At 70.1% G+C, this 13676-nt stretch carries 13 protein-coding genes and 2 pseudogenes; 3 read left to right on the top strand and 12 right to left on the bottom strand.

Going from position 1 to position 13676, the window contains the following annotated elements:
• Positions 1 to 17 precede the first annotated feature (17 nt).
• Positions 18 to 251 (top strand): hypothetical protein, encoded by a 234-nt coding sequence (locus tag ACZ6I1_RS08665; RefSeq protein ID WP_469284674.1) that lies wholly within the window; start codon positions 18 to 20, stop codon positions 249 to 251.
• An 832-nt stretch (positions 252 to 1083) separates the two neighbouring features.
• On the opposite strand, the gene ACZ6I1_RS08660 is transcribed toward ACZ6I1_RS08665, so the two are convergent.
• The 4 genes and pseudogenes from ACZ6I1_RS08660 to ACZ6I1_RS08645 form a co-directional block, all read right to left on the bottom strand.
• Positions 1084 to 1710: a hypothetical protein gene (locus ACZ6I1_RS08660; protein WP_469284673.1), complete on the bottom strand. Its 627-nt coding sequence runs from the start codon at positions 1708 to 1710 to the stop codon at positions 1084 to 1086.
• 303 nt (positions 1711 to 2013) lie between these two features.
• A pseudogene (locus ACZ6I1_RS08655) lies at positions 2014 to 2442 on the bottom strand (LuxR C-terminal-related transcriptional regulator); the annotation flags it as partial.
• Positions 2436 to 2627, bottom strand: a complete 192-nt coding sequence (locus ACZ6I1_RS08650; RefSeq protein ID WP_469284970.1) for a hypothetical protein — start codon at positions 2625 to 2627, stop codon at positions 2436 to 2438. The pseudogene ACZ6I1_RS08655 and the gene ACZ6I1_RS08650, both read right to left, overlap by 7 nt.
• A gap of 140 nt (positions 2628 to 2767) precedes the next feature.
• Positions 2768 to 3823, bottom strand: a complete 1056-nt coding sequence (locus ACZ6I1_RS08645; RefSeq protein ID WP_469284959.1) for a serine hydrolase domain-containing protein — start codon at positions 3821 to 3823, stop codon at positions 2768 to 2770.
• Positions 3824 to 4068: 245 nt separating this feature from the next.
• On the opposite strand from ACZ6I1_RS08645, the gene ACZ6I1_RS08640 reads away from it, so the two are divergent.
• Positions 4069 to 4743, top strand: a complete 675-nt coding sequence (locus tag ACZ6I1_RS08640; protein ID WP_469284958.1) for a TetR/AcrR family transcriptional regulator — start codon at positions 4069 to 4071, stop codon at positions 4741 to 4743.
• 278 nt (positions 4744 to 5021) lie between these two features.
• On the opposite strand, the gene ACZ6I1_RS08635 is transcribed toward ACZ6I1_RS08640, so the two are convergent.
• The 3 genes and pseudogenes from ACZ6I1_RS08635 to ACZ6I1_RS08625 all read right to left on the bottom strand — a co-directional run.
• Positions 5022 to 5882, bottom strand: coding sequence for an MBL fold metallo-hydrolase (locus ACZ6I1_RS08635; RefSeq protein ID WP_469284671.1), 861 nt, complete (start codon positions 5880 to 5882; stop codon positions 5022 to 5024).
• Positions 5883 to 6569: 687 nt separating this feature from the next.
• Positions 6570 to 6998 carry an ester cyclase gene (locus tag ACZ6I1_RS08630; protein WP_469284669.1) on the bottom strand — a complete coding sequence of 143 codons (429 nt, stop codon included), beginning with the start codon at positions 6996 to 6998 and terminating at the stop codon, positions 6570 to 6572.
• Positions 6999 to 7019: 21 nt separating this feature from the next.
• Positions 7020 to 7958: pseudogene (locus ACZ6I1_RS08625) on the bottom strand (transposase); the annotation flags it as partial.
• A 669-nt stretch (positions 7959 to 8627) separates the two neighbouring features.
• Here ACZ6I1_RS08625 and ACZ6I1_RS08620 point away from each other — a divergent pair.
• Positions 8628 to 8984 (top strand): hypothetical protein, encoded by a 357-nt coding sequence (locus tag ACZ6I1_RS08620; RefSeq protein WP_469284667.1) that lies wholly within the window; start codon positions 8628 to 8630, stop codon positions 8982 to 8984.
• Positions 8985 to 9361: 377 nt separating this feature from the next.
• Here ACZ6I1_RS08620 and ACZ6I1_RS08615 read toward each other — a convergent pair whose 3' ends face one another.
• The 5 genes from ACZ6I1_RS08615 to ACZ6I1_RS08595 form a co-directional block, all read right to left on the bottom strand.
• Positions 9362 to 9985 carry a hypothetical protein gene (locus tag ACZ6I1_RS08615; protein WP_469284665.1) on the bottom strand — a complete coding sequence of 208 codons (624 nt, stop codon included), beginning with the start codon at positions 9983 to 9985 and terminating at the stop codon, positions 9362 to 9364.
• A gap of 349 nt (positions 9986 to 10334) precedes the next feature.
• A complete protein-coding gene (locus ACZ6I1_RS08610) occupies positions 10335 to 10595 on the bottom strand; it encodes a hypothetical protein (protein ID WP_469284663.1) in 261 nt (86 codons plus the stop codon).
• Positions 10592 to 10897 (bottom strand): DUF6247 family protein, encoded by a 306-nt coding sequence (locus ACZ6I1_RS08605; RefSeq protein WP_469284660.1) that lies wholly within the window; start codon positions 10895 to 10897, stop codon positions 10592 to 10594. The genes ACZ6I1_RS08610 and ACZ6I1_RS08605 overlap by 4 nt, the downstream gene beginning before the upstream one ends.
• Before the next feature lie 177 nt (positions 10898 to 11074).
• The gene (locus ACZ6I1_RS08600) at positions 11075 to 12298 is read right to left on the bottom strand and encodes an alpha/beta hydrolase family protein (RefSeq protein ID WP_469284658.1); all 1224 of its coding nucleotides are present in this window, start codon (positions 12296 to 12298) and stop codon (positions 11075 to 11077) included.
• An 840-nt stretch (positions 12299 to 13138) separates the two neighbouring features.
• Positions 13139 to 13570, bottom strand: a complete 432-nt coding sequence (locus ACZ6I1_RS08595; RefSeq protein WP_469284656.1) for a CAP domain-containing protein — start codon at positions 13568 to 13570, stop codon at positions 13139 to 13141.
• Between the last annotated feature and the right edge of the window lie 106 nt (positions 13571 to 13676).

Raw genomic sequence — 13676 nt, 5'->3', positions numbered from 1 at the left:
AAAGGGAGGAGCACACCGTGTCCAACGCCGATCACCAGATCACCATCAGCTTCAAGCGGCGGCTTGCCGCCGTAGCGTCCGCTCTCTTGTGGGCATTGCTCTACGCAATAGCCATATCGCACCTCACGGAATTGGCGGGTGGCGCCCCCTGGGTCCGGATCCTGGTGGCAGCAGTGATCCTGCTTATCGTCTTTCCGCTTTACTACCGCTTCGGGCCACAACGAGCACGAGCCGTCGACGATGAGTCCTGACACCGAGCGAAGCAGGTCTCAGTGACCGCCCCGCCACCGTTGTCCTGACCGGGGCGTTCGCAATGGTCAGCGACGGAAGGACGGTGAGCGCCCTCGGGCATCGGCATCCGCCCTTGCGCCGAGATGCAGGGGAACCAGGGGCCCGGCCCGTCCACGCCGACGTGCTGCGCCCGGGTCGGGACGGCCCCCTGGCCGGAAGCTGGGCCCATCTCAGGTGGCCTGCCCAGCGGCAATGGGCGCGTACTGGTGCCGGATGCTTCCGCGAGGTCAGCGTGGACCGCCCAGCGTAGATCGTCATGCGTGGTGCAACGCCTTGCCTCGCGTTGCTCGGGGAGCGCGGGGCCGCGATCGCGTCCAGCTTGCCCTGCACGGCCTATTCGGCACGGCGCTCGGAGTTCTTCAGCAGGGCGAGAAGGAGCAGGACCTGCCCCTGTCATGAGCTTAACGACGAAGACTTGAGGCGTCGCGGCAAGCCCAAGCGCCGGTGCTGCAAGGAACACCCGACAAGAGCCAGACAAAAGACTCCAAGCCGACCGCTGCTCCTTCCTCCACCCCGGCCTGCGGACACCACCGTGCATGTTCTTACATGGCTTGTGGTCACTGAGGCGAGTTGAAAGCGCGCCGTGCGAGCCGCGCTCGGAGTCACCTGTCCGGTCCGCTGGAGCAGGCCGGACAACAGGACAGGGCCGCCACCCCCGAAGGGCGGAGTGGCGACCCTTGGTCTCCAGCGGATTTGGGGTCGCGGTCCAGTCGGCGCCGACCGGCGCCGCGCCTCCGGCGATGACGGTAGCCGCTGCCCGCCCCCGCTACTGCGACCGTCCTCCGGGCGACATCACGCCGGCTCTTGCTGGGCGGGCTGGGCATGCGCCAAGAGAAACTCGGTCGCCCCCGCGATGGCCTGCGCGGAGGTGTTGTAGACGGCCTCGGACTCCTCGTCCTGATGGTTCGCGGCGGTGGCGGTGTACCACCAGGCGTCGGCATCCGGGTCATGGTGGATGACGGCGGCGCCGCCTGCATAGCGCAGCGGGATGGACTCGCTGGCGGACTTCTTGGCTACCGCGTGGGGCCACTTGAGGCGGGCGGACTGGCGCTTGATGCCACCCCAGGCGGCGCCAAGCTGGGTGTAGCTGGCCCCGCTGCGGCCGGCGACGGTGGCAGCGCTCTCCGCCAGCCGGTCGACAGACCGCTTGGCTTCGTACAGCGCCCGTAGCAGCGCCAGTTGCACGTCGGGCGCGGCCATCAGTGCGGTGTCGAATGGTTTGCCGGCGGTGCGATAGGCCAGCGCACGCGTCGAGATCCGTTCGGCCAGTGCGCGGACCGCGTCGAGCACCTTGTCGTCCATCGTGAACGCGTCGTCATCGGTGGGCTCGCTCCAGGCGGGGTCCACCTGAGTCATGACGGTGGGCCAGAAGTCGTCGTCGTTCTTGTCGGGAGTGGGGATCACCACTGCATCATCCATGTGACAAGTTTACCTGCGGAATGGTCGAGGCGACAGGGAAAACTGTCGGTGCGCAGTGCGGTAGTGATGCGGAGACGCTCGACGCCCAGTCGGTGTACGGTGCCTGACCGGGCCCAAGCGGTGTATGTCTCCTTCGCGCCGACGGCCGCCGCCGTGGTGGCCGCGGCCGTCGGTGTCAGGTCCGGCGCGCCTCATATCCCGCCGTGCAGTGAGGAGATCGGCAGGGAGGACGTCGGGCGGGAACCCGGCGCCGGTACGGGAGCCCTCGTGGTCGACGTACACGACTGCTCTGGCGACGTCGAGTCAGCGGGTGCGCGGCGGACCCAGGCCGGCTTCGTACGCGGAGATGGCCGCCTCCACCCGGTTGCGGGCGCCGAGCTTCGCGAGCACCGCGCTGACGTGCGCCTTCACAGTGCTCTCGACCGATGCAGGCGGCTCGCGATCTCCGCGTTGGACAGCCCCGTCCCGAGTCCGGCCAGCGCCTGGCGCTCCCGTTCCGTGAGCCGCTCCAGCGAGCGGTGAGGATGCGCCGCCCGGTGGGCACGTAGTCCGGCGATGACCCTGGCTGCGACCCGCGGGGACAGGTAGGCGCCGCCGGCTGCCACCGCCCGTACCCCGTTGAGTAGTTTCCTCGGGTCGTCCGCTTGCAGCAGGAAGCCGTCAGCGCCCCCTCCTCCAAGGCGCGAGTGACGTACTCGTCCCTGACCGAAAGGTCGTCAGCGTGATCACACCGGCGTTCCGGCCTTCAGCCGGTACAGGGTGTCCAGGCGTTTGGCGTCGTAGGCGAGGTGGGAGGCCACCAGCACCGCGCAGCCGCGGTTGCGGTCGCGCAGGCTGTCGGCCAGGCAACTGAGCGTCTCCGGGCGCGCATCGCGGTGGTCGGCACCGGGCTGGCCGCCTCCCCGTGCTCGGCGCACCGGCGCCCCGTGCCGGAGTACCCCGCCCGCCGACCCTTCTGCGGCGCGCCGCAAGCCAGCCGGTCACGCCAGCGTCACCCGCACCGCGAAACGGAACGGCCGTGGCGCGGCAGGCAGTTGTGAGGCGGAGGCGCGGCCGGTCAGCCGTACATCGCCACGCGGTACAGAGTCGCAAGTGCGTCGTCGATGGGATGGGGCTGCGGCTTGCCGGAGGTGTCGAGCCTGTTCCACCGCTGCAGGTTCACCGCGACCGCCATCTGCCGTTTGCCGTCGGCACGGATCATCGCCAGTGCACCACCACCCCAGACCGTGCCGCCATGGCCCCAGAAGGTGCCCTGGCCGGGACCCTCCATCGGGTACAGGCCGAGGCCGTAGTCGATCATCTTTCCCTCCTGGGAGATGACCGGGCCGATGCGTTGCATCTGCGCCAGCGACGACGGGCTGATGATCTTTCCCGCCAGAAGCAGGCGGTAGAAGCGGTTGAGGTCCGCGACGGTCGATATCAGGGAGGCCGTCGGCCCCGCATATGACATGTCGTAGACGCTGTAGTCGCGCGGTGGGTCGATCATGCCGAACCATGCCTCGTAGAGCTGTGAGTGCGGTCCTTCGACGTACGGTCCGGCGGGGAATCCGGTGTCCCGGAGCCCGGCGCGCTCGATGACGTTGCGGGTGATGCACTCCTCGGCCGCAGTGCCCGTCACCTCTTCCAGGAGTTGAGCGAGGAGCAGGTAGTTGGTGTTGGAGTACACCCCCGGAGCACCGCCCGGGACGCCGACAGCAGGCGCGGTGACCCCCATCTCGATCAGTTCAGTGGGGTCGAACCGCGTGAACCGGTGGTCGTCCAGGCTCTGGGGACTCGTGTCCGCGGCGACGGGCATCCCCTTGAGGGACGGGTAGGCGTACGGGAGGTACTCGGCGAGGCCGCTCGTGTTGTTGATCAGCATCCGTACCGTGATCGCGTTGCCGCGTTCGCCGGGAACCAGCTTCGGAAGGTACCGGCCGATCGGCGTGTCTAGCCCGATCCGGCCGCTCTCGGCCTGCTGGAGAACGGCTGCGGCGGTGAAGGTCTTGGTGACGCTGCCGACGCGGTGCCGCATGTCGGCCGTGACGGGGCGGCCGGTGGTGACATCGGCGACGCCGGCCGCGCCGCGCCATACCTGGTCGCCGTCTCGCACCTCGGCGAACAGGCCCGGCATCCCGGCGTGGTGGACGTTCTCGATGGCGGCGTCCAGCGCCGCCGGATCCAGTGCTTTCCTCACGGTGCGTCCTTTCGCATCGGCAGGGACGAGCTCCGCATCGGTCGCCCGACCCGAGTGACAGGCACGCGTGGCTCGTCGAGCCCGCTGCTTGCGGGTCGCTCGCCACGCTCATGTCCTCATTATGCACGCGGTGCGTGCAACACCAAGTGCACAGGTAGGCTATGTTCGACGAGAGGGGCGAAATGGCTGGCCGAAGGCGTTGGACGACCGAGGAAATCCTTGATGCGGCCGCGGAGTTGCTGCGCACGAGCGACACGGAGTCGTTCAGCGTGCGCAAGCTCGCCGCGACCCTCGGAACCGATTCCTCCAGCCTCTACCGGCATTTCCGCAGCAAGACCGAACTGCTGCGCGCGCTCGCCGACCGCATCCTTCTGACCTCCATGGACGGTTACCGCGCCGAAGGCGACTGGAAGCAGCGCATCACCGCCCTGGCCCTGCGCATGAGAGAGACGTTCGGCCAGCAGCCCCAGCTCGCCGCGGTCTGGGGACGGTACGCGTCAGGCGGCGCCGGTTCCCGGCTGGTCGTGGAAGAGGTACTCCAGGCCCTGCGCGCGTCGGGGCTGCCCGACGAGGAGATCCCGGCGTGCTACCACCGGCTCGCGGTCCTCATCGCCGCGCTGATCGCCTCTGAGGCCGCAGTCAGCACCATCACGCCGGAAGAGCACGAACAGGGCATGGAGCTGTTCCGCGTCACCGTACTCGGCGCCGACCCCGAACGCTTCCCCGCCCTGGCCCACTTCGCCCGCGACGTCCGCCCCCTGGGGGCGGATCGCCGTGCCGCGTTCGAAGAAATCCTCGCCGCCCAACTCGCCCACATCGAGGCCGCAATCCCCCCGAACCGGCCGGCCGGGTCGTGAAATGACGTCTGCCGACACTCACCCGGCGATCACGAACCCGCCCAGCCGGGCAGTGCCGACGTAAGAGACCTCACGACCTTCCGCAATGGCTCCGCGATGTTGAGGTCGGCGTGCTGCGTCAGCACGACGCCGACCGGATGCGGCTCCCGCCCGAAAGAGGCCAGCCACCTCACGGTCTTCGCTTCTTCGCTCCCGATCGACGGCGAGACCGCCGAAAAGATCTGAACAACCACATGCCCACGCCCACGCCGCCGCATCCCCCTCGCCGACGGCCGCGATCACGCCGAAAGGAACGGCTCCGTCAGATGTGGCGTCGCCAGGTGCATCGTGGTGGCGGCTTCGCGCGTCGCGAGCATGCGCTTCCTGGAGTGCCGGGCCGCCTCGGGGTCGACCTCGTGCGCGTAGGCGAGTTCGGGGTGGAGGAGTTGGAGGGCGTGCACCAGGAGGTCGCCGGTGATGAGCGCCGCCTCGCGCCCGTCCTCGATCAGCACGCTCTGGTGTCCGGGGGTGTGACCGGGCGTGGCGACCGCGCGCCCGGTGCGAAGCCGCGTGTCCCCGTCGAGGAGCCGGAGCCGGCCGGCAGCCGCGAGCGGGTCGGTGAGGGTCTCGCGTAGCTGCGGGTTGAGTGCGTCGAGGGCTTCGAACTCGGCCCGTTGAAGCAGGTATTCCGCGTTCGGGAAGTAAGGGCGGCGGCCGCCGGTCGAAGCGTCGTCGTCCGCCCTGCCGCCCGCTGAGGGGACGGAAGCCTCGGTCACGACCGCCCACCCGACGTGGTCGGTGTGCAGATGGGTGAGCACCACGGTGTCGACTTCGGCCGGGTCGATGCCCGCGGCAGCGAGCGAGTCGGGGAGCACACCGGGCACGGGCGCCCAGGAGGCGGCCGGGCCGTCCGCCGGACCGATCCCGGCGTCCACGACGGTGAGGCCCTTGTCGCTGCGGACCGCGTACGCGCGAAACTGGAGCCGCCAGCGTCCCTCGGCGTCGACCGCGCCCGGGTCGTAGCGGTCGGCCTCGGCCCACTGTGTGGCCGTGGCCTCGGGGAAGGCATCGGCGCGGGGGGAGAAGAACGGGCCTTCGCCATCGGCGAGGGCGATGATCTCGGCCGAGCCGACCCGCAGGCGGGGAACTTCGAGGGACATGACGTCGATCCTGCCATGTTCTCGGCGTTGGGAGAGCGGAATTGATCGTGCCGATCAGCCCCACCAGCAGCAGCAGGGGGCAGGCATCCAGGGACCACCTCCTGGGCCTGCACCCCTTCTCCAGGCATAGCCCAGAGAGCCAGGGCGAGGCATCAGCCATAAACCAGTCGGCTGGAGGTCGACTCCGGCTCCGCCACGGGCAAGGGCCGCCACCCTGGACTTCGCCGACGGGTGATGGCCTCGCACACTGCAGCAGCCGGCAGCCAGCAGCCCGGCTGACGGGGCGAGGGTGTACTCCACGTCCGTCCCACCGCAACCGGCCGCGATATCGAGCAGCCGGCGCCGCTCGGCTTCCTCGACCGCAAGGCCTCAGCGGAGCTTCGTCGCAGTCCACCCCGCGCCGTACCGGCACGAGGCATCAGCGGACGGCGGCAGCCACTCGGGGAGACCGTCGATGCTGTGGCATTCGGCGATAGGCCTTCCCCTGCACTCCTCTTCTTCTCCTGCAAAGCGCGGAACGTCAGGCATGGCACCAGGACCGGCACCGGCCCAGACCTCGCTGTTTTCGATGTCTTCGATCACGCCAATGCCGACGATGACGTCGACAAGGTCCGAGCCGCCCCGCCCTAGCAGAGGGGCAGCCGGGTCGGGGGAGCAATTGTCAAGATCTGTGGATCGAGTCGTGGATCAGTGCTCGGCAGCGGCTCGTTCTAGCTGAGTGGTGATGCCCTGCCGGTCGATCTGGATCCAGTACTCGACGATCAGGCCGTCCACGACGCGATAGACCGCACTGGTCACCGCGGTGATTTGCGTGCCGGTGGGCGGGTACTGGTCGATCGCTCCGATGTGTTGCCCGACCTGGGTCCAGCGGGCGTAGACCCGATCACCGTCAGCAAGGAGTTCGTCCACGCTCAGCGTGAAGGCGCCATAGGCGTCAAGCATCTCCTGAACGTGCTCGGCGTACTGCTGCGGGGTTCGCTCCACGACCACCGGTGCTTCCGAGACGACCTGGTGGGCCCGGACCCGGTCGGCCATGTAGCGGTCGGCCCGGTCGGGGTGCAGTCCCGACCGCACCTGCAGAAGGAACTGGTGGACTACTTCTTTTGCGCTGGTCATCGACACATTCTGGCACCGTGGTCATGCGGCGTCGGCGTCGGGGCGTTCGACGAGGTGGCCGTTCTCGAAGCGGTCACCGGCGCGGACGCGGGCGACGAGGTGGGGTGCGGTGATCGCGCGCCAGCGTTCCTGGGCGGACTCGGCGAGTTTGAAGACATCGCCAGGGCGGCAGCCGCGCTGCCGGCGGGCGCCGCGGGTGACCTTGGTCCGGAGCTTGACCGTGCTGAAGGCCGATTCGATGGGGTGTGTTGTGCGCAAGTGGATCCAGTGCTCAGCCGGGAAGTCGTAGAAGGTGAGGAGTTCGTCCTCGTCGTCGGTGATCTTCTTGGCAGCCTTGGGCCACTTCGCGCCGTAGGTCCTGGCGAAGTCCTTCACGGCCTTGGCGGCGTGCTCGCGGTCCTCGACGTTGTAGATCTCCTGCAGGGCCTTCTACGTGCCGGACTGCGCGGACTTCGATAGCGCATTCATGACAGTGCGGGTCTTGTGGACCCAACGCTGGTGGCGGGCGGCGGGGAAGACCTCGGCAAGCGCGTTCCACAGGCCCATCGCACCGTCCCCGGCCACCAGCGCGGGATCGCGCATGCCGCGCCGTCGGCAGTCGCGCAGCAGGTCGGCCCAGGACTCGGTGGACTCGCGCAGGCAGGTCGCGGGCCTGGAAGGAAGTGAGGTCGGCCTGCCGCTGCCTGGTCAGCAGGTTGACGACCGGCCCGGAAAGCCCAGCGGCCGAGCCGAGGAACTGCTCGAGCGCGGGCACGAAGTCCCTGCCGGAGAGGCCGTGCAGGTAGAGCAGCGGGAGGATCTCGGAGAGCTTCGGGGGACTTGCGGCACCATGGCGCAAGGATCTCGGAGGAGGACCGCTGACGCTCGCCGGTCTCGGTGTCGACGCGGATGGTGGTGACCGTTGCGGACCACCAGGCGGCGGCCCCGCTCGTCCTTCTGGCCGGTGAGCTCGGTTATGTACTGGTCCGCGGGCCTACTCGGTGACCATCAATCGATCACTCGGGAAGGTACGCCCTTCGCGCCCCACCCGAGTCCGATCCACAGAACTTGAGCCTTGCTCGGGTCGGGGCCCGTCCGGCCACTCAGCAGGCGGCTGCCGCCGGGCCCGCCCCGCGGACCAGGACGACGTCCTGGACTCCTGAAACCCCCAGGACGCGGCGAACCGGACTCCGGTCCACGGATGCCCCGGGGCAGCGGCGGCCAAGTGCTCGGCGACCTGCCCGGAGAGATCCGGGCGCAGGGGTACCTTGCGGCCGACCGCACTCAACTCGCCCTCCTGGTCGTGGCGGCCGAGGACCTCCTGCCCGCTGCTCACGGGTGGTTCCGATCACGGTCACAGGCCAGGGGCCTGGGGGAGGCGAGGCGAGCGCGGCGCCCCGTATGCGGGCTTCGGTCTTGGCGAAGGCGAGATCCTCGTCCGCCGTCCGGCCGCGCCGCGGGGCGTCCCACAGACCGGCTCGGTGAAGGAAGCACGGGCGTGGCTGTCCGACTGGCGCGGTGACGGGAAGGTCCGGCGGCACGGAGCCCGCCACGCCGAGGGATCACGGAGGATCGATTCGCCGGTCGGAGCCCCCCTAGGGTCGTGCCCGCAATGCCCGACCCGCCTTACGGAAAGGGATTCCCTCCCTGATGAAGCTCCGCACCACCGCCGCCGCTGCCCTGGCGGCCTTCGCCCTGGTCCTCTCGCTGCCCGGTTCGGCCCTGTCCGCCGAAGGCTACTTCCACTACAAGTACGTCGACGGATACGGGCAGGAGCAGCACGTCACCCTGCACGACCCGCACAGCGGCAAGTGCGTCAACCTCCACGCGGTCAGCGACGACGACGAGCAGCCCGGCTACGGCCCGCACAACGACACGGACTCCGCCGTGGTCGTCTACGCCGACGCCAACTGCGAGGGCCCGGAGTGGAAGCTGCGCGCGCACGGCAGCCCGGCGCGCGACGACCTCCTGGTCCGGTCCGTACGCTTCGAGGTCAACCCCGGCTAGGGGCAGCAGTGTTCGAAGCAGGTGAGCGCCGGGGGCGGCCAACCGCCCCCGGCCCTCACGCCGGTTCCAGCCCGAACGGGGCTCACCCGTACCGGCGCGGGGTCCACGTCACCCGAGACCCTGTTCGGCCGTCCCGACCGCTGCTCACGAGTGGCCGATCGGGGTTACCGGCCTCGGCCGTTTCTTGCGGATCATCGACTGACCCTGGCGGGCCGGTCGGCCGTCGCTGCTGTGGGAATTACGCGGCCGTTCGACCAGGTGACACCTCGCGATCCTGCTCATCCACACAAGATCATCGCGGTCCTCGTCGGCCACGGCGACGCGGGCGCGATGTCCCAGTCCTGCCTGCGCCGCAGTCGCAGCCGCAGGTCAGGGTCTCAGGCGGCGAACGGGTTGGTGTGGCCGGGCAACTGCTGCCCCGGGCGCAGGAACCGCTGGGCGCCCTGTTCGTCGCGCACCGAGACGAACCCGGCGTCCGTCAGCCGCTGTGCGATCTTCCCGCGGCGGATCGTGCCCACCTTGAACGCCACGGTGAAGAGCAGCGCGACCGCCCCGCCGGAGGCGACTGCTTCGACCGGCGACCTGTCGATGAGCAAGAGGACGGTCAGGACCACGCAGGCAAGGTAGCCCTTCACCTTCTGGCTCCGGTCGGCTACGTACAGGGCCATGACGTCGAAGGCGATGAGGTCCTTCAGCACGGCCACGGCACCGGCCGCTTCGGGGAGCGGCTTCAGCGAGCCCTGCTCCAGCCCCGGCACTGTCCCGCCGTTGCCCGCCTGCGGATGGGCGCTGATGGTGGCCGCCTCGCGGACGCGGGCGTCGGGCTGCGGGTCCCGGTACATCCGGACCTGGACGAGCGAGTTCTTGAACCCGGTCTTGTACGCCATGCCGTACGTGTAGCCGTACTGCTCCGCCACGTGCGCCAGGGCGGCCGCCTTCGGCGTGGAGCCCTGGGGAGCGATCTCGACGATGTCCTGCTGATGGGCGATCTGCTGGAGCATTCCCGCTATATGACGTTCTACGGACACCCTGTTCCCCGCCCCTTGAGACTCCGCGCGTGGAGCCGACCGGCGCACAGCCTAGGGGGTGCGCCGCCGTGTGCGTCGTGCGGGCCCGCCGAGCGCCTGCGAATTCCGCCACGCTCCCGGGACTTCTCACGTCGAGCCCCCGGACGGGTCCGCCCACCGCACGGGGGTGCTGCCGGCCAACCGGAAACAGTGCCGCGCCGCTCGACCGGGCGCAGCGCGACGCGCTCGCCGAGCCGGGCGTGCAACAACCCGCCGGGCCAACGCTACCGAGCACCAACCCACCTGCGTGAGGCCATCGCCGACACCGACCCGCACTGATGACCTAGCCCAGCCAGACAATGCCCAGGACGGAGAGGCGCCGGGTGAGGCGGTTGACGGCGTAGACGGCGGACAGCTGTCCGACGGACGCGGCCCGGACGTCCTCGCCCTCCGGGTCGCCGATGTTCCACTGGGGCCAGCCCCACGGGGAGCGCACCGCGATGTCGAGAACGTCACGGACCATTTCCCGGGCGGTCTCGGGCAGCTCGGTGATCGTCTTCGCGGCCTGCGGGGACAGGCGCACCGCCCACGGCTGTTCGGTCACGGGCGGCGGCCGAGGACGTCGTCGAGGTCCACGAAGTCGGAGTCGTCCTGGCCGGAGTCCATGAAGGCGTCGACGTCGGGGGCCGCGGCCACGCGCAGCTGCCAGGTGCGCACCACCTCGTGCAGAGGAGTCAGGCTGAAGGCGTGGCGGGCGTCGTCCAGAGCCTTGGCCCAGTCCCGCTCGAACGCCGGCACCCACGTCTTCGCACGCCGGTCGGCGCGCAGCTGGGCGAGGAGTTCGGCCGGCGCGCCCGGGGAGGGCGCGTACGGGGTGGTGGGGGTGTGATCGGGTTGGGCGCTCATCGGCTCCTCCTCGCGGGTGCTACCGGCAACCGTAGAACGACGCGGACCCGGCCGTGGCGGTTCCGACGGATGTGACAGCGGCAGCCGTCCGGTACAGCGGCCCGGCAGTCAGGTTGCCGGCGGCGCCACCCTCCCCCAGACGCCTGTGACGGGCCGCGGCGCCACGGCCCCGGGGTCTCAGGGGAGGAACGTCACGGCGGGGAAGGCCGGGGACGGTCCGTCGAGCAGGTGTCCCCGGCGGTGGCGCAGGTGTGCGTCGAAGAACGCGAGCGGGTACGCCTGCTGGATCTTCACCGCCTGGCCGGGATCCAGGGTGCCGATCACCTCCTGGAGCTGCTGGCTGCTCCATCCGAACAGCTTCGCCACCTGGGGGAACAGCGCCTCGTTGTCGCCGTACGAGATATGGACGGCGCCCTGGGCCTGGATGTCCAGGCGCCAGCCCCGCAGATGCGACCAGAACGCGGCGGCCGCGGGATTCGTGGCCCGGGCGAACTCGGCGGACATCATCATGAACGGCCGGTCCAGGTCACCGGCGAGCGGCGGGTTCATCTGCATCGGACCGTCGAGGCTCAGACCGGCCCGGATGCGGTCGTCCGCGAGCGTGGCGCAGGCGGTGGCTGTCCCGCCCTTCGACCAGCCGAACGCGCCGATGCGCCGCGGGTCGAGGGAGCCGAGCAGCCCGGCCGGCAGCTCTCGCTGGTCGACGTCCGGATTGCACCCGGCGGCGAGCTGCTCGACGCAGTCGAGGACGAAGCGCAGGTCGGCGGCGAAGTCTGCGGGCAGCGTCGGTGCTTTCCGGTCGTAGAGCGGGACGGCGACCCGGCCGTCGGGGAACTCCGTGTAGGTATCGTACTGGTGAGCCACCGTCACCACCGCGTACCCGTGGCTGGCGAGCTCCTGGACCATGACGGTGTGGTCGCCCTGGTGGCTGTGCGCGCCGTGCGCGAACACGACGACGGGCAACCGTCGGCCCGACCGCCGCACCGGAGCGCCTATGTGGCCGGCAGTGAGCGGCGCCAGGGTGACCAGGCCGCTGAACCCGGCGTCGGTGAGGAACGCCCGAAGGGCGCCGGCCGGCATCCAGGGCGCCACCGGGTAGTGCTCGACGTCCCGGGCGGGGTACCAGACGCTGGCCATCAGCTCCCGGAAGCGTCCGGGGCCCGCGATGCCGTCCGGGCGTGACCGGTCGACGAGGTGCAGTGGAACCGTGCCTACGGGGTGCGGCCCGGTGGGCGCGGGCAGCGTGAGCCGCTCCGGGGCGGGGGCGGGCCTGTCCTGGTCCGCCCACGCGGGGCTTGCGATGGCGGCGAGCGGCACGGCGGCCCCGGCGGCCAGCGCGGCTCCCAGCATGCGGCGGCGTGTCAGGCTCCTGTGGGCGGCGGTGAACGGCGAGACGGTCATGGGACCCTCCGTGTGACGAATCGTCAATTGTGCATCCACGGCCGGTCCGTGGGCACAACGGAACGCTGTCACGTGTCCCTCCCGCACGGCATCGGCCCACGGGTTTACATCCCGGGGCTGATGCGGTCGACGATGCCGTCCTCTGCGTGTCAGGCCAGCAGCCATCTCTCCGCACCACAGCAGATGTAGCAGCGCCGACTGGGCAGAAGCGGCCCGGCGCGGGCCAGCCGACGGCGGAGGAGTCCTCTGCCGGATCGACTGAGACGGGTACAGGCGGGATTCATCGGGCGGCAGGGCGAGGTCGGCGACGCGTTCCGCGACGCCCTTAGACAGTCTCCGGAGGAGGCGGCTCAGTTTCCGTTCCACCGTGCGGGGCCCGGCCGGGGTGGGCAAATCGACCCGGGGCGGTCACCGCGTAGGTGTTCGAGTCCGTCGCGGACGTGGTCGAAACGATAGAGGTCAGCAGCGCGCAGTTCGCTCAGCAGGGCTCGGCGCTGAAAGCCTTCGACCGGGCTGCTGGCCACCTATCGTCAGCGCCGACACGAGGCCGGTACGGGGCGGCGCAAGCAACAACTCTGCTGTACACCCTCCGCTCGTGGTACGCCGAAATGTCGAAGGGAGCGGACCCGGGGTGGACGGCCTTCACACGACACTTCGGATCGGCGCCAGGGACCTACCGCAAGCGGCTCAAGACGGCAGGCTTCTGAGACCTGCCGGGGCCGAGACGACCGGCGGGGTCCGGGCCTCGGAGGCCTCTCGAGGGGGTGTACTAGCCGCTGAGCACGAGGCGTTGCAACGTTCGGAAAGGAGCCGAAGGAGGACTGCCGTGGGAGCAGGACGTTACCGCTGGCACCGCCCGAACGTCACCACGTAGGTCGCGGCGCCGCTCGCGCCGGCTCCGGCCCGGTCCGCGGCGCCGGCGAGCGCCGCGCTGCCGATGTCGCGCAGCGTCCCGTTGAGGATGTTCGCGCGGTGGCCCGGACTGTTCATCCACCATCTGACGGCGGCGCTCGGCGTGCCCGAGGTGCCCCAGCCGGTGTACGTGATCTCAGCGACCTGCCACGACCGGGGGTTCGGGCAGTAGCCAGCCCCCATGATGCGGCTCTGCGGTGTCGAGCCCGTCTGTGGGTTGGTGTGCGAATCCTTGCCCGGCCCCCACCACTTCAGCTGCACGGCCGCAGCGGCGTGCTGCTGGGCCGCGGTGTTCAGGGCGGAGTTGACGGTTAGCGCCGGCAGCCCGCGCTGCGTACGCTCCGCGTTGATCAAGCCCACGACATCCCCGGGCTGGGCAGCTGCGTCCGGGGACGCGGCAGCGGGTACCAGCGTCGCCGCCAGGATGGCGGCAACGGCCGGACCGATGAGTCTCCGGGTCCGTGAA

It is taken from the genome of Streptomyces sp. NPDC046303, from assembly GCF_055588085.1.
The sequence above is the reverse complement of the archived record's forward strand: the minus strand, read 5'-3'. Positions and strand labels throughout refer to the sequence as shown.